At 60.9% G+C, this 16415-nt stretch carries 11 protein-coding genes; 5 read left to right on the top strand and 6 right to left on the bottom strand.

Annotation, left to right across the window (positions count from 1 at the left end; translation table 11 throughout):
• Positions 1-68: 68 nt before the first annotated feature.
• From guaA to BLQ09_RS20085, 4 genes are all read right to left on the bottom strand, one after another.
• Positions 69-1646 carry a glutamine-hydrolyzing GMP synthase gene (guaA, locus tag BLQ09_RS20100; protein ID WP_027605430.1) on the bottom strand — a complete coding sequence of 526 codons (1578 nt, stop codon included), beginning with the start codon at positions 1644-1646 and terminating at the stop codon, positions 69-71.
• An 81-nt stretch (positions 1647-1727) separates the two neighbouring features.
• Entirely contained in the window at positions 1728-3197 is a 1470-nt protein-coding gene (gene guaB / locus BLQ09_RS20095; protein WP_003209646.1) for an IMP dehydrogenase, read from the bottom strand.
• A gap of 104 nt (positions 3198-3301) precedes the next feature.
• The gene (locus BLQ09_RS20090; RefSeq protein ID WP_027605429.1) at positions 3302-3850 is read right to left on the bottom strand and encodes a hypothetical protein; all 549 of its coding nucleotides are present in this window, start codon (positions 3848-3850) and stop codon (positions 3302-3304) included.
• A gap of 91 nt (positions 3851-3941) precedes the next feature.
• On the bottom strand, positions 3942-4709 hold the full coding sequence (locus tag BLQ09_RS20085) for a sulfite exporter TauE/SafE family protein (RefSeq protein ID WP_027605428.1): 768 nt from the start codon (positions 4707-4709) through the stop codon (positions 3942-3944).
• A 99-nt stretch (positions 4710-4808) separates the two neighbouring features.
• Here BLQ09_RS20085 and BLQ09_RS20080 point away from each other — a divergent pair, with 99 nt between their 5' ends.
• From BLQ09_RS20080 to leuA, 5 genes are all read left to right on the top strand, one after another.
• Positions 4809-5699: a LysR family transcriptional regulator gene (locus tag BLQ09_RS20080; RefSeq protein WP_027605427.1), complete on the top strand. Its 891-nt coding sequence runs from the start codon at positions 4809-4811 to the stop codon at positions 5697-5699.
• A gap of 10 nt (positions 5700-5709) precedes the next feature.
• The gene (gene xseA, locus BLQ09_RS20075; RefSeq protein WP_027605426.1) at positions 5710-7089 is read left to right on the top strand and encodes an exodeoxyribonuclease VII large subunit; all 1380 of its coding nucleotides are present in this window, start codon (positions 5710-5712) and stop codon (positions 7087-7089) included.
• Positions 7090-7092: 3 nt separating this feature from the next.
• A complete protein-coding gene (locus tag BLQ09_RS20070) occupies positions 7093-7914 on the top strand; it encodes a M23 family metallopeptidase (protein WP_027605425.1) in 822 nt (273 codons plus the stop codon).
• Between the two features lie 231 nt (positions 7915-8145).
• Positions 8146-12330, top strand: coding sequence for a membrane-targeted effector domain-containing toxin (locus BLQ09_RS20065; protein ID WP_139202129.1), 4185 nt, complete (start codon positions 8146-8148; stop codon positions 12328-12330).
• A 370-nt stretch (positions 12331-12700) separates the two neighbouring features.
• On the top strand, positions 12701-14380 hold the full coding sequence (gene leuA / locus BLQ09_RS20055) for a 2-isopropylmalate synthase (protein ID WP_027605424.1): 1680 nt from the start codon (positions 12701-12703) through the stop codon (positions 14378-14380).
• Between the two features lie 91 nt (positions 14381-14471).
• On the opposite strand, the gene BLQ09_RS20050 is transcribed toward leuA, so the two are convergent.
• Positions 14472-15263, bottom strand: coding sequence for an amidohydrolase (locus BLQ09_RS20050; protein WP_092358464.1), 792 nt, complete (start codon positions 15261-15263; stop codon positions 14472-14474).
• Complete coding sequence (locus BLQ09_RS20045) at positions 15251-16399, bottom strand: pyridoxal phosphate-dependent aminotransferase (protein WP_092358320.1); 1149 nt, start codon at positions 16397-16399, stop codon at positions 15251-15253. The genes BLQ09_RS20050 and BLQ09_RS20045 overlap by 13 nt, the downstream gene beginning before the upstream one ends.
• Between the last annotated feature and the right edge of the window lie 16 nt (positions 16400-16415).

Here is a 16415-nt window from a genome sequence, read left to right as displayed (position 1 = left end):
GCAATAAAAAACCTGGCCGAGGCCAGGTTTTTTACTCACTCAACGCAGGCCATTCAGGCTCGCCTTGCTTATTCCCACTCAATCGTCGCCGGCGGCTTGCTCGACACGTCGTAAGTAACGCGCGAAATACCTTCGATCTCATTGATGATACGGCCGCTGACGGTTTCCAGCAGTTCGTACGGCAGGTGCGCCCAACGGGCAGTCATGAAGTCGATGGTCTCTACAGCACGCAGGGCCACGACCCAGGCGTAACGACGGCCATCGCCTACAACGCCTACGGACTTAACCGGCTGGAACACCACGAACGCCTGGCTGACCTTGTGGTACCAGTCGGCCTTGCGCAGTTCTTCGATGAAGATGTGGTCGGCACGACGCAGCAGGTCGGCGTATTCCTTCTTCACTTCACCGAGGATGCGCACGCCCAGGCCCGGGCCTGGGAATGGGTGGCGGTAGACCATGTCGTACGGCAGGCCCAGTTCCAGGCCCAGACGGCGGACTTCGTCCTTGAACAGTTCGCGCAGCGGTTCTACCAGCTTGAGGTTCATTTCCTCAGGCAGGCCACCCACGTTGTGGTGGGACTTGATCACGTGGGCCTTGCCGCTCTTGGCGCCGGCCGACTCGATCACGTCGGGGTAGATGGTGCCTTGGGCGAGGTACTTGATGTTGTCCAGTTTGTTGGACTGGGCATCGAATACGTCGATGAAGGTACGACCGATGATCTTGCGCTTCTTCTCCGGGTCGGACTCGCCGGCCAGGTTGTTCAGGAACTGTTCTTCGGCGTTGGCGCGGATCACCTTGACGCCCATGTTCTCGGCGAACATGGCCATCACTTGCTCGCCTTCGTGCAGGCGCAGCAGGCCGTTGTCGACGAACACGCAGGTCAGTTGGTCGCCGATGGCCTTGTGCAGCAGCGCAGCGACCACGGAGGAGTCAACGCCGCCGGACAGGCCGAGCAGCACGTTGTCGGTACCGACCTGGGCGCGTACGTTGGCGATCGCGTCTTCAGCGATTTTCGACGGGGTCCACAGGGCTTCACACTCGCAGATGTCGAGGATGAAGCGCGACAGGATGCGCCCGCCTTGCTTGGTGTGGGTCACTTCCGGGTGGAACTGCACGCCGTAGTAGCGACGCTCGTCGCTGAACATGCCGGCGATCGGGCAGCTTGGGGTGCTGGCCAGGATGTGGAAGTCTTCCGGCATCCTGGTGACCTTGTCACCGTGGCTCATCCATACATCGAGGCCGAACAGGCCGTCGGCGTCGATGTGGTCTTCGATGCCGTCCAGCAGGCGGCTCTTGCCGACCACGTCGACACGGGCATAACCGAATTCACGCAGCTCGGAACCTTCAACCTTGCCGCCCAGTTGCTCGGCCATGGTCTGCATGCCGTAGCAGATACCAAAGACAGGCACACCCAGGTCGAACACGGCTTGCGGGCAACGCGGGCTGTTGGCTTCGTGCACGGACTCGGGGCCACCGGCGAGGATGACGCCTTTCGGTGCGAATTCGCGAATCGCTTCGTCATCCATGTCGAACGGGTGCAGTTCGCAGTACACGCCGATTTCACGCACGCGGCGGGCGATCAGCTGGGTGTACTGGGAACCGAAGTCGAGGATCAGGATGCGGTGGGCGTGAATGTCGAGGGCCATGAAGTCAGTCTCGTCTAATGAATCAGAAACAACTCGGGGCTGAAAGAACAGCCCCGGTTACTTAACGTTTTGCTGGAAGCCTCAACCTACGCGGTAGTTTGGCGCTTCCTTGGTGATCTGCACGTCGTGGACATGGGATTCAGCCATGCCGGCGCCGGTGATCCGTACGAACTCTGGCTTGGTGCGCATTTCTTCGATGTCGGCGCTGCCGGTGTAGCCCATCGAGGAGCGCAGGCCGCCCATCAGTTGATGGATGATGGCGCTCAGGGTGCCCTTGTACGGCACACGGCCTTCGATGCCTTCCGGTACGAGCTTCTCGGCGCCTGCCGAAGAGTCCTGGAAGTAACGGTCGGAAGAGCCTTGCGCCTGGGACATGGCGCCCAGCGAACCCATGCCGCGGTAAGCCTTGTAGGATCGGCCCTGGAACAGTTCGATCTCGCCCGGCGCTTCTTCGGTACCGGCGAACATCGAGCCCATCATCACGCAGGAAGCACCGGCAACGATGGCCTTGGACAGGTCACCGGAGAAACGGATGCCACCGTCGGCGATCAACGGTACGCCAGTGCCTTCAAGGGCCGCGGCGACGTTGGCGATGGCGCTGATCTGCGGCACGCCCACACCGGCGACGATACGCGTGGTGCAGATCGAGCCAGGGCCGATACCGACCTTGACCGCATCGGCACCGGCTTCGGCCAGGGCCTTGGCGGCAGCGCCGGTGGCAATGTTGCCGCCGATCACCTGCACGTCAGGGAAGTTCTGCTTGACCCAGCGCACGCGGTCGATCACGCCTTTGGAGTGACCGTGAGCGGTGTCGACCACTACCACGTCAACACCGGCAGCCACCAGGGCCGCCACGCGGTCGCCGGTGTCTTTGCCGGTACCGACCGCAGCGCCGACGCGCAGACGACCTTGGTCATCCTTGCTGGCCAGCGGGTAAGCCTTGGCTTTTTCGATGTCGTTGACGGTCATCATGCCCTTGAGGGCGAATTTGTCGTCGACGATCAGCACGCGCTCGATACGGTGCTTGTGCAGCAGTTCGCGCACGTCGTTCTTGTCGGCGCCTTCCTTGACAGTCACGAGGCGCTCTTTAGGCGTCATCACTTCGCGGACGGTGACTTCAAGACGGTTCTCGAAACGCACGTCACGGGAGGTGACGATACCGACCAGGTCGCCATCGTGCAGTACCGGAACGCCGGAGATGTTGTGCAGGCGAGTCAGGTCGAACAGGTCACGCACGGTAGCGTCGGCTTCGATGGTGATCGGATCCTTCACCACACCGGCTTCGTAACGCTTGACCTTGCGCACTTCGGCAGCTTGCTGCTCGATGGTCATGTTCTTGTGGATGATGCCGATGCCGCCTTCCTGAGCCATGGCGATTGCCAAACGGGCTTCGGTGACGGTGTCCATGGCAGCGGAAACCAGGGGAATATTCAGCTCGATGCCACGGGTTAGGCGGGTCTTGAGACTGACTTCGTTAGGAAGCACCTCGGAATAACCGGGCACTAGGAGAATGTCGTCGAATGTCAGAGCTTCTTGGCTGATACGCAGCATCGCGGGGGCTCCCGAGCGGGAAAATGGAAGCGCGCCATTATACTCAGACACCCCTCAGGTCTCAATGTAAAACTCTGACATATTTGGGAATAGTGATAGAAGGACTACAGCTCGACTTTGACCCAGCTGATCTTTTGGTCCAGCCAATCGGCGAATTCGTCGATAAAGCTCTGCTTGAACCCCGCCTCCGCCCAGTTGTTGAAGATGAATCCCAGGTTGGAAAACCCACACTCCTGCAAGAACAGGAAACCGTTGATGTCATCTTCATGCCCACACAGCGGGCAGGTGAAGTTGTCGGTGTGGCCGGGCATCCAGTCTTCCAGGCTTTCGAACAGCGCCTCGCCGACTTCCTTGAGGCATTCCGGGCAGCCGGCTTCTTCGAGAAAGCCCTTGGCCGGGGTATAGATGCAGCGCTTGTAGATGATCTCCAGGCCATTGACCGGCTCGTTGAACGGCAGCGCCTCGGGGTGCAGCACCACGGCGCGGGCGCCGTCGGCCAGGGCATAGGCCATGCGGTTGCCGGTGCGGCCACAGGTGGTCAGTTCTTCCTTGATGATGTTCTTGCGCACCAGCCAACGCACGATCGCCCGGGCGCGGGGTTCGTGGACAGGCAAGGTGGAGATTTTCGGGACAAGGATGCTTTGGGAGTTCATGGGAGACCTGCGGCGTGGCTTCTGACCTCATCGCGGACAAGCCCGCGATGAGGCCCGGGAGGACGGCAGCTTAATCCCTGAAGAAATCAGGTCAAGTGCTCAAGTACCGCCCAATCAACGCAATGCCACTGGCCAGCACCAACCACGTCACCAGCCGGACGAAAGCCTCACGGGACATGCGCATGGTCAGCCTGCGCCCACACCACAGCCCCAGGGCCATCGCCGGCAGCAGGCACAGCGCCAACATCAGCAGCGGCCAGTCAGCATACACCCCGGCGATCAGGAACAGGCTCAGGCGCACCACCGTGCTGCAGCTGATCAACGCGCTTTGGGTGGCGCGCGCCGCGTCCTTGGGCAAGCGGCTGTTGAGGTAGATTGCATATAAAAAGCCACCACTGCCGAACAACGCACCGAACAACCCGCCTACGGTGCCCATGGGGATCGACCAGCCAGCGGCCAGCTGCGTTGGCCGGGTTTTCACCGCCAGGCTGTAGATCGCATAGGCGCTGATAAACACCCCCATCAGCAGCAGCAACAGGTCCGAATGCAGGTTGAGCAGAAACACCACGCCCAGGGTGCAACCGATGGCCATGCACGGCAGCAGGCGCAGCAACTCAGCCTTGTTCACGTCACGCCGCGTTTGCAGCAGGCCGCCGAAGGCCGCGACGAAATCCAGCAGCACCAACAGCGGGATGATCTTCGACAGCGGCATAAACACGAGCAGGATCGGCCCCGCCACCAGCGCCGTGCCAAAACCGGCGATGCCGAACACGATATAGGCCACCACCACACCCAGGCCGATCACCAGCCAATCCATACCACCAAACGACCACTGACTCATCAGCTCAACCGGGCTCATGGGTAATTCCTTATTGAAGATGACCATCACTTTAGCCATCGGTGAGGGATGCGACTAATATCTTCAAAGCCCTCTACCCATCTCGAAAAGGCATGACGCGTGATCTCCACCCGCCAACTGCGTTACTTCGTCGAAATCGCCGACAGCGGCAGCTTCAGTGCCGCCGCCGAACGTTTGTTCGTGGCGCAATCGGCCCTGAGCCGGCAGATCAAGGAGCTGGAAAACCAACTGCAAACCCCGCTGTTCGAACGCACCGCGCGCCAGCCGCGGCTGACTGCCGCCGGTGAAGCCTTCTATCCACGGGCGCGCAACCTGCTGAGCGAATTGCTCAAGGCCAGCCAGATGGCGACCCAAGTGGGCAACGGCGAATTGGGCACGCTGCGCCTTAGCCATTCGAGCACCGTGCCGATGAGCGGGCCTTTACTGCAAGGCATCGGCACCTGGCTGGAGCGCTGCCCTGGGGTGTCGATGGATATCGGCAAACTGTCCTCCGAAGCGCAGTTGGAAGAAATCGCCGACGGTCGCCTGGAAGTCGGGGTGCTGCGCTTACCCGTGCTGCGCCAGCGCGAAGGTGTGCGGGTCATGCCTTTATACAGCGAACCCCTGCTGCTGGCCGTGCCTGTGAGTCATGCGCTGGCACGCAGCCAGGCGCCCATCGAACTGGAGCAACTGAAAGACCAGGCGTTTATCTCGATCCCCCATCCCCAGCGTGGCGGCCTGAGTTATCTGTCGGCCGAACTGTGCATGCGTGCGGGATTTTTCCCCAAGGCCGCCCGAGTGATGTCACGCAAGACCACCCAGTTGCAGTTGATCCAGGCCGGTTTCGGTATAGCCTTGCTGCCAAAGTCCATGCAGGACATCGCCCCCGCCAACGTGTACTTTTTGCCCCTGGCCGACCCGGACTGCCTGAGCACCGTCGCCCTGGCCTGCCAGCAGTCACCGAGCGCGTTGGTGGAGCAGTTCTGTCAAACCCTGCACGAATGCCTATAAACTGCCGCCCATGATTAAAGATCCCTTTGCCCGCTTGGGCCTGGACCGCGAAGTCCTGACTGTCAGCCAGCTCAACGGCCGCGCGCGGGTGTTGCTGGAAGACGTGTTCACCAATATCTGGGTCGAAGGCGAGATCTCCAACCTCGCCCGCCCGGCCTCCGGCCATGTGTACTTCACCCTCAAGGACAGTGGCGCCCAGGTGCGTTGTGCGCTGTTTCGCAATAACGCCGCGCGGGTCCGCCAGGCGTTGAAGGATGGCCTGGCGGTGAAGGTGCGCGGCAAGGTCTCGCTGTTCGAGGGCCGTGGCGACTACCAGTTGATCCTCGATACCGTCGAACCCGCCGGGGATGGCGCGCTGCGCCTGGCCTTCGATGCCCTGAAGGAAAAACTCAGCGCCGAGGGCCTGTTCAGTGCCGAACGCAAGGTGCCGCTGCCCGCGCACCCGCGCCGCATCGGCATTATCAGTTCGCCCACCGGTGCGGTGATCCGCGACATCATCAGCGTGTTCCGTCGTCGCGCGCCCCAGGTGCAATTGACGTTGATCCCCACCGCCGTACAAGGCCGCGAAGCGATCCCGCAGATTGTGCGCGCGCTGAAGCTGGCGGATGCCCGTGGCTTTGACGCGCTGATCCTGGCCCGTGGCGGCGGCTCGCTGGAAGACCTCTGGTGCTTCAACGAAGAGGCCGTGGCCCGCGCGGTGGACGCGTGCGTGACGCCGATCGTCAGTGCGGTCGGCCATGAGACCGATGTGTCCATCAGCGATTTCGTTGCCGACGTACGCGCGCCCACACCTTCGGCGGCCGCTGAGTTGCTGGCCCCCGACGCCAGTAACCTGGTGCGCCAGGTCGAAAGCCTGCACCGCCGCCTGGTGATGCTGATGCGCAATCGCCTGACCCACGACCGTCTGCGCCTGGAAGGCATGGCCCGACGCTTGCGGCACCCCGGCGAACGCCTGCGCCAGCAGGCCCAGCGCCTGGATGACCTGGATATGCGCCTGCGCCGCGCCTTCGAGCGCAACCTCAATACCCGTCGCGAACGCCTGATCCGCCTGGAAACCCGCCTCGCCGGCCAGCATCCGGGGCGCCAGTTGGCCCTGCTGCGCCAGCGCCTGGACAGCCTTGCCGAGCGCCTGCCCCGCGCCATGCGCGAAGGCCTCAAGGCGCGTCGCCTGCAACTGCAAAGCCAGGTGCAGACGTTGCAGGTGGTCAGCCCGCTGGCAACCTTGGGCCGTGGCTACAGCATTTTGCTCGACGAGCGTGGCCAGGCCATCCGCAACGCCGCACAGACCCACACCGGCCAGCGCCTCACCGCGCGCCTCGGTGAAGGCCAATTGCAGGTGCGGGTGGAAGATAACCACCTGACCCCCGTCACCCTTTCGTTATTGGATTGATTGATGCCACGTTTCTTTAGTGTGTTGTTGCTGCTATGCCTCGCCGTTAACGCTCATGCCGACAGCTATATCAGCCGTACCTTGAACAAGCCGGTGCCCGGCGGTGTTGCGGTGGTTGAACTCGGCCCTTCGGCTGCCGCGCCGAAAGCCACGTACCAGGGCAAACCCGTGCTGGTGGTGAAGGAGCAGGACAACTGGCTGGCGATTGTCGGCATCCCGCTGACGGTCAAGCCGGGCAACGAGCGCATCAGCAGCGGCGGGCGCAGCCTGCCGTTTATCGTCGGCTACAAGAAATACCCGGAACAGCGCATCACCCTGAAGAACAAAAGCCAGGTCAACCCCGACCCGGCGCAGCTCAAGCGCATCGAGGGCGAGTTGGCCGTGCAGCTCAAGGCCTACCGCAGTTTCAGCCCGAACCTGCCGAGCAACCTGGTGCTGGACAAACCGGTGAACGGGCCGCTGTCGAGCAAGTTTGGCGTGCGCCGCTTCTTCAACGGTGAAGAGCGCAATCCTCATTCGGGCCTGGACTTTGCCGTGCCGGCCGGTACACCGATCAAGACGCCGGCGAACGGTAAGGTGATTCTGACCGGCAACTACTTCTTCAATGGCAATACCGTGTTTGTCGACCACGGCCAGGGCTTTATCAGCATGTTCTGCCATATGTCGAAGATCGATGTAAAAGTCGGCGATCAACTGGTGCGCGGTACGGTGGTGGGCAAGGTCGGCTCGACGGGCCGTGCGACCGGGCCGCATATGCATTGGAATATCAGCCTCAATGACGCACGGGTCGATCCTGCGATATTTATCGGCGCCTTCCAGCCCTGATACACGACAGCGCATTCAGCCCGGTCTGGACGTTCAAAACCCACGGGTAGACCGGTCACTGACGACCGCCCTCTTTCAACGACCATGGCGCCGAACTCGACACAGTGCGTCGCCATTCCCACCTATTCTTGAAGGAACCTTCATCGCTTGACTTGCCACCCACACACCGAATCCCAGGGAGGACAATTCGCTCACAAGGACACATAAAGCAAGTCTTGTGGAGTTTCCTTAATGCATATCTATGACCTCAGGCCCGCGCCACCCCAAATCGATATTCCACCTGCTCGTCCCGCATCATCTACGCCAGCAGCCCAGAACGACAGCCCAGGCCCACAACCCGCCACCGCCAGGTCTCGTTCGTCCGTACGGGGACTCGCCAGCCTCTCCGCCCCTTACGCGTCGGGCATAAATCCCGCCACTGCCATCCGCAGCCCTCTCTCGAATCACTTCAAGATCGGCGATCTGCAGTTACTGAATGAACAGTACTCCGGCCTCATGGACGAGATGGCCTCACAGCAACGCCAGCGTCCTGATTTCAAAAGCTTTTTGCAGACACGGCTGGCACAGGCGTTTCCTCAACTGAATCCCCTCGACCCGGACAAGGTTTCGTTCAATAGCTATACGTCAAACAACGGCGTAGAACAGTTGAAATCCTCCGAGCCGATAATGACTGCCTTGAGCCGCGCGATTCGGGAAATCTATGCCAACCCGAGCAAACAGCTATTCGAGACGCCGGGGGTCAGGACCGAATTCGTGACCCAGCCAGCGCCCGATCAGGCCGCCAATGTCCTCCAGCCCACCGGCTCGCTGCACACCATCGCCAGGAGCATTGCCACCGAGTACGCTCAGACGCTTCGGGAATACTGGACCACGCCCCAGCTTTCAGCGAACTCGCCCTCGCCACAGGACCAACTGCTATGGGTCCACAAACAGCAACTGTCGACCTTGGCAGCCATCCGCAAGATGGACGGCACCCTGAGCCCGGCCAGTAAAGAGTTGATCGACAACGCGCTGCGCTACCCGTCTCTAAAGGAACGGGAAAGTAAACTGCCTGACGGATCAAGACCCGGTGTGTACCCCATCACCATTGATGACGGCACACTACAGGGTGCAGCCTTCGCCGGTGCGTTCATGATCACCAGCAAGGATGGCTCTTCAGCGTCCACCCCGACCTGGCCTGCCACCGGTCGGGAGATTAAGCTCAACGACCAGAATGGCCCCGTGGTGCTCTATACCCCCAGCGAAGGTTTCGAGGAGTTCGCAACCCCGGCACTGTTACGCGAAGCACTGGCGCAACGGCTCGACAGCGGCGGGCCGGCCGCCGAGCTGTTGAGGCAAAGCCTGCCGCTTTCGCTGCAAAACCGCGCGTCGCCGCCTACGGGGGATGACTTGATGCTAGGCGTGGCGCCCCTGGCCGGGGATGTGCAGGCAGAGGGGATAAATTTGCTGCTCCAGCGCCAGGGCGCGGAAGTCGATGCGTTGATGGCCAGGACATTCACCCCGCAGCGGCCATCAAGCCCCGCACCAACGCTGGGGCCCACGCTCATGACGGCCCTGGATGATGCCGCTGACTGGTCGGCACAAGTCGACGGCAGCAACGCCATGCTTGCGCGTAACGAGAAATTGGCCGAGAAAGGCCAGCCGGGCTGGTTGAAAAACCTCAGCCCTGCTCAAGAATTGCTCTACAGCCACGTGGAAGGGAAAGCGACAAAGAGCGCTGAACAACTCGCATCCCTGCTGGAAAACATTCCGTCCTTATCCAGCTTTGCCACGTCGCAAATGAATGAAGCGCTGAAACAGGCTTACCCCCAGGCCAATGTGGACGCCGATCAACTGATGGTTAAAGTAGTCACCAAGACGCGTTTCCACCTCGGTCGCTCCGGTATTCCACACCCCCCCTCCACGACCACCACCTACCTGCCACTGTCCGACCTGGCCCTGAAAAACCCAAGCCAATGGGAAATGGGCGAAAGCCACAAGCACACCGAGACCACCATGACCCTGGCGCTGCAAGACACCAAGGGCTCACCGGTTCTAGATGATCAGAAGCGGCCGATCACCCTCGATACACAACAACTCAAGCGCCTGGTCAACACTGCGGATGTGGGTGGCGAATACACCAAGCTGCTGGAGACGCGCATGGCACCGGATGCCGAATCGGGGCCGGCGGCTGATTTACACAAGACGTGGAAGGCCAGCAATGCCGACTTGATGGAGAAAGAAGCGTTCCTGGCACAACTCAACCCCAGTGGGTTCCAAGCCGATGCCAGCACCGACAAGACCTTGAAGCGGGGCGTACAGTGGATCAACGCGGTCCTGGATCATCCGGACCCGGCCCAGCGTGCGGAGGTGGATGGACAAACGATTGTTGCCAACACCCTGCTCCAGTTGGGCCAACCGGTTCGCGGCGTGATGGTCATCGGCAATCAAACGGACGCTTCTGTAGTGCTCTACAGCCCCGGAGCCCCCGACGGACTGGCGTTCAGGGAACTGCCCAACCTGGACGCATTGACGACGTTGCTGGAGAAGAAAGAATGGCAGGCCTATACCCAGAGCAGAAAATCGCCAACGGAAAAGAACGATTTTCAGCAATCCGTGGACGCTGCGCGCCGAGTCGCCACCAGTGGGGGCACCGATCTTCTTGCAGCCGCCGAGATTCTGGACAATGCAAGAAAACGTCTCCCCGGTTCCATAACCCTAAAGCCGATAGAAACAGACATCCACGATGAATTGTTCACTCAACAGACGCGCCTGCTAATCGATAAAGCCGACTTCCAGTCAACCAGCAGTGCAGAAGTGAACGCCGAATCGACGCGTAACAAGATCATGTTTGGCGTGGAGGTGGGCAGCCTGTTTCTGGACCTCATACCGGTCATCGGCCGGGGCATTTCTACCGGGGTGAAGGTGGGCAGTCGGCTCGGCCGAGCGGCACTGAAAGCCATCCAGAGCAATGCCCGGCACTTGCCCGGTGGGCTGCTCACACGCGGCGGCCGGGTCAACCTTTTCGCCGACTTCACCGCGCTTGCATCAGGCCTGCCCAATGTGCCGAGCACGCCTTTGCGTCCGGTGTTTCGCGCGGCGGGAACGCCCGTCCCCGTCGCTCCCGTCGCAAGGTCGCTGCTCACCCAGGGAACGCCCCCGCCCGGCGCGCCTGTCCCGCCTGCCGTCCCTTCGACCAGCGCGGGCATCAGGGCGTCCCAGGCAATCCCCAGCCCCGTCGTGCATTCCGTTACGCCACCGCGAGACCTGAGCGCCTACTCCGTCCCTGAAGACACGCTTAGAGGCGTCCGACCAAACGCCAATGGCATTTATCAAGTGGGAGAAAACTGTTACATCCGCTATACCGACAGCACCGGAATCAACCGCCCCTACCAGATTTATTCTGTGTTCAACGCCAGGCATGGGCGGGTCAGTATTATCGACCCCAAAGTGCCGTCGGATGCCCCCAGCATCTACAAGAATGTGGCGTTCATGGAATCAACCGGGACAGGGGAATGGCGCCTGAGTGAGTTGCCCGGCGCCAAAAGGCACAGAGGACGAACTTCACCACCGGGCGACGAATATATGGATCGCGTGCTCAGTGGCCAAGCGGCCAGAGACTTCGACGGGAACGCGGCCACCACCGGGCAACTGAGGCGTTGGTTCAGGCGTGACGTGCAGGACTTCTTTGCCCGCATGAGTGCGGGGCAACTGCCGGCACGGCCTGCCATTCCAGCCATCCCTGAGAATGCGACGTCGGCCCAGCTGATTAAATCGACCTTGGCGCCAGCCGATGTAAATGGCCTGGTCATAGGCGAACTTCACCACGAGCCAGGGGGCTACAAGTTCATCATTGAAAACATGGCGAACTTAAAAGCAAACGGAGTCACAACGATTTATCTCGAAAATGCCCCGTACTTCGAGGGCTCTCCAGTGTTCGGCGCCGGCGCCTATCAACCTCAGGATGCGGGATATGCCTTTCCCCGCCCTTACAATTACTCAACCTATGCACCAAACAGTCCGACCCCGTATGACCTCATTCAGGAAGCCGACAAACACGGCATTAAGGTCATAGGGCTCGAGCATCCTTACCTCACAGCCCATAGCGATAACTTCGCGGCCAGGGCTGGTAACCAAGGCTACGTCCAAGAGCGCTTGTCAGACTTCAATTACTACGCGACAAAAATCATCGGGAAGACACCACCGGGGGAGAAATGGGTGGCGTTGGTTGGCAACGTGCACATGAATACGGCCGCCGGTGTTCCAGGGGTTGCCGAGTTGAACAAAGGGGTCGGAATCTCGATTATCGAGGCTCCCCAGGGCGCAAAAAGCTTGGCGATCCCCCCAGGCGCGAAAGCCACTACCTCCCCAAGTTTCGCCGATTTACAACCGGATATTGAATTCAAGCAAAACGTTGATGATCTACGACTACCGTAGCAGGCAACCCAGGATGCCGTACCGGCGCTGACGTCGCCGTACGGCAACCACCCATTGCGCACCCACGAAGATGAGCAAAACAAAAACCACAAAAAACCAAAAAACAAACAATAAAAACCTACAAAAATGCGAAATCGTAGATTTTATATCAATTTTTCTTGAGCGCTTGCCATCTCCTATCCCCCGCGGTTAGGGTTAAATCCATGAAAACCTCTCACACCCTCATCCAGCTTCGCCAGCACCGCAGCCTGTGCCTCGTCAGCGCACGACTGCCAGGCTGAATCGATCTGCCTCGTCTTTACGTTTTATCCCTAAAAACAGTTCTACGGCAGGCCGCCTTTTCTCGGCCCCTACAACAAAGGATTTCCCGATGAGCATGCTCAAAGACCCGTCTTCGAAGTACCGCGCGTTTCCGACCATCGATATCCCGGACCGCACCTGGCCTTCCAAAACCATCACCACCGCGCCGATCTGGTGCAGTTCCGACCTGCGTGATGGCAACCAGTCGCTGATCGAGCCGATGGACGCGGTGAAAAAGCTGCGCTTCTGGAAGACCCTGGTCGCGGTCGGCGTGAAGGAAATCGAGGCGTCGTTCCCTGCCGCATCGCAAACCGACTTCGACTTCGTGCGTACCCTGATCGAAGACAACCACATCCCCGAGGACACCACCATCCAGGTGCTGACCCAGGGCCGTGAAGACTTGATCGCACGCACCTTCGAATCCCTGCGCGGCGCCAAAAAGGCCATTGTGCACCTGTACAACGCCACGTCGCCGTCGTTCCGCCGCATCGTGTTCAACCAGGACAAGGACGGCATCAAGGCCATCGCGGTCAACGCGGCCAAGCTGTTCGTCAAGTACGCCGCCCAGCAGCCGGAAACCCAGTGGACCTTCGAGTACTCGCCGGAGACTTTCAGCGCTACCGAACTGGAGTTCGCCAAGGAAGTCTGTGACGCGGTGATCGAGGTCTGGAACCCGACGCCTGAGCACAAGATGATCCTCAACCTGCCGGCCACCGTCGAGTGCGCCACGCCGAACATCTATGCCGACCAGATCGAGTGGTTCGGTCGCCATATCAATCGTCGTGACAGCGTGATCATCAGCCTGCACACCCACAACGACCGCGGCACCGGCGTAGCCGCCACCGAGCTGGGCCTGATGGCCGGCGCGGACCGTGTCGAGGGTTGCCTGTTCGGTAACGGCGAGCGTACCGGTAACGTCGACCTCGTCACCGTGGCGTTGAACATGTACACCCAGGGCCTCGACCCGCAGCTGGACTTCTCCGACATCGACGGCGTGCGTAAAGTCGTCGAGGAGTGCAACCAGATCCAGGTACACCCACGTCATCCGTACGTCGGCGATCTGGTGCATACCGCCTTCTCCGGTTCTCACCAGGACGCGATCCGCAAGGGCTTCTCCCAGCAGAAAGAGGATGCGCTGTGGGAAGTGCCGTATTTGCCGATCGACCCGGCCGACATCGGTCGCAGCTACGAGGCGGTGATCCGCGTGAACAGCCAGTCGGGCAAAGGCGGCATCGCCTACCTGCTGGAGCAGGAATACGACATCAGCCTGCCGCGCCGCATGCAGATCGAGTTCAGCCAGGTGGTCCAGGCCGAAACCGACCGTGTGGGCCTGGAGATGACCGCACCGCAGATCTACGCCTTGCTGCAGCGTGAATACCTGCAAGCCAACACCCCGTATGCGCTGGTCAGCCATCGCCTGCAGGAAGAGAACGGCAACAGCTTTGTCGAAGTGGAAGTCTCGGGCAAGGGCCAGGGCGAAACCAACCTGCACTGGAAAGGCAAAGGCAACGGCGCACTGGAAGCGCTGGTGGCCGGCCTGCCAATTGGGGTGGAGATCATGGACTACAACGAACATGCCATCGGCGCAGGCACCAACGCCAAGGCCGCGGCCTATATCGAACTGCGTGTGAACGGTGAACGTCCGGTGCATGGTGTGGGCATTGATGAAAACATCACCACGGCGAGCTTCAAGGCACTGTTCAGTGCGCTGAACCGCTCGTTGAGCCAGCAGGAAGCGAAAGCGGCGTAACCTTCGCCGTCATACAGAAGGCCCCTGGGTGAGCACCCAGGGGCCTTTTTTATTGAATTTCAGATTTGGGTTGCCCCCCGATAACGGCCTGTCAGACAAACTGAAAGCTATCGGCATCCAGGTTCGCCGGAAACCTGGTGCGGTACGCCGCCAGTTCAGCTGCGCCCAGGCACACCTGGAACACCCCGTCCGCCTCCCCCGCACTCAGCAGGCTCTCACCCTGGAAATCCAGCACCTGGCTATCACCGGTGTAGGCAAAGCCCTTGCCGTCGGTGCCCACTCGATTCACCGCCGCTACGTAGCACAGGTTCTCGATAGCCCGCGCCGGCAACAAGCGGTTCCAATGCTGGCGCCGCGCCCCCGGCCAATTGGCGGTGTAGAGCAGCAAGTCAGTGTCGTGGGCATCCCGACTCCACACCGGGAAACGCAGGTCGTAGCAAATCAGCGGCCGAACACGCCAGCCTTTCAATTCGAACTGCACCTGGCGCTCGCCGGGGGTGTAGTGATTGTGTTCACCGGCCATACGAAACAGATGACGCTTGTCGTAGTGCAACACCTCGCCATCCGGCCGCGCCCACAACAGGCGGTTGCGGTGGCTGCCATCAGCGGCCTGGATGATCACGCTGCCGGTGATCACAGCGTTGTACTTCGCAGCCTGGGCCTGGAGCCACTGATGGGTCGGGCCGTTTTCCGGCTCGGCGAGGGTTTGCGACGCCATGGAGAAACCGGTGGTGAACATTTCCGGCAGCACGATCAGGTCGGCGCCGCGGGCCTGCTCCAGCAGCCCCTCGAAATGCTCGAGGTTGGCCTGGCGGTCGTGCCAGGCCAGGGTGGTCTGGACCAGGGCGATATTCAAGTCAGGCAATGCCGTCAAATCACGCATAGTTTTTCAGCCGCTTGTCGCAGCGTCTCCTCGCGTTTGGCAAAACACAGGCGCACCAGGCGCTGGCCTTGCGGTGGGCTCTGGTAGAACACCGAGACCGGGATGGTCGCCACGCCATGCTCGCGGGTCATCCACAGGGACATGGCGACGTCATCCAGGTCCGGACGTATTTGTGAGTAATCGACCAACTGGAAGTAGGTGCCGGCCACCCGGGTAAAGCTGAAGCGCGACGGTGCCAGCAGGTCGCAGAACAGGTCGCGCTTGGCCTGGTAGAACCCCGGCAGTTCATCGACGTGCTCCGGGTGTTCAGCCATGAAATCAGCCAACGCGAACTGCAACGGGGTCACACCACAGAAATTGACGTATTGATGCACTTTGCGCAGTTCGGCCGTCAGGGCCGGTGGCGCGACCACGTAGCCGGTTTTCCAGCCGGTGACGTGGTAGGTTTTGCCGAAGGAGCTGACCACGAACGCCCGCGGGTACAGCTCTTCATGGGCCAGGACGCTGACGTGGGGCACGCCGTCGAATACCAGGTGTTCGTAGACCTCGTCACTGACCAGGTAGATATCGCGGTCGCGGATCAGTTCGGCCAACTGGTCCAGCTCAGCGCGGCTGATCAGCGCGCCGGTTGGGTTGTGCGGGGTATTGAGGATGATCATGCGCGTACGTGGCGACAGCGCGGCCTTGATCTTCTCGAAGTCCAATGCAAAGCCTTGCAGGCTCAGTTGCACATGCACGCAGCGGCCACCGGCCAGTTCGACCGAGGGCTCATAGCTGTCGTAGCAGGGGTCGAACACAATGACCTCATCGCCAGTGCGAATCACCGCCTGGATCGCGCAGAAGATCGCGGCGGTGGCGCCGGGGGTGATGGTCACTTCACTGTCGGCATTCACCGTGGCGCCATAGCCGCGGGCGATCTTGGCCGCCACTTGCTGGCGCAAGGCCGGCAAGCCGGTCATCGGTGAATATTGGTTGTGCCCGCTGGCAACATGTTTGCCCACGGCATCGAGCAAAGCCTGAGGCCCATTGAAGTCGGGAAACCCCTGGGACAGGTTGAGCGCGCCGGTTTCGGCAGCGAGTTGCGACATGGTGGTGAAAATGGTCGTGCCGACATTTGGCAGCTTGCTGGTGATCATGGGAGCCCCCTTCGGG

The organism is Pseudomonas sp. NFACC25 (assembly GCF_900100935.1).
Lineage (GTDB): Bacteria > Pseudomonadota > Gammaproteobacteria > Pseudomonadales > Pseudomonadaceae > Aquipseudomonas > Aquipseudomonas marginalis.
Note: the sequence above shows the minus strand (reverse complement) of the source record. Positions and strands in the feature narration are given on the sequence as shown.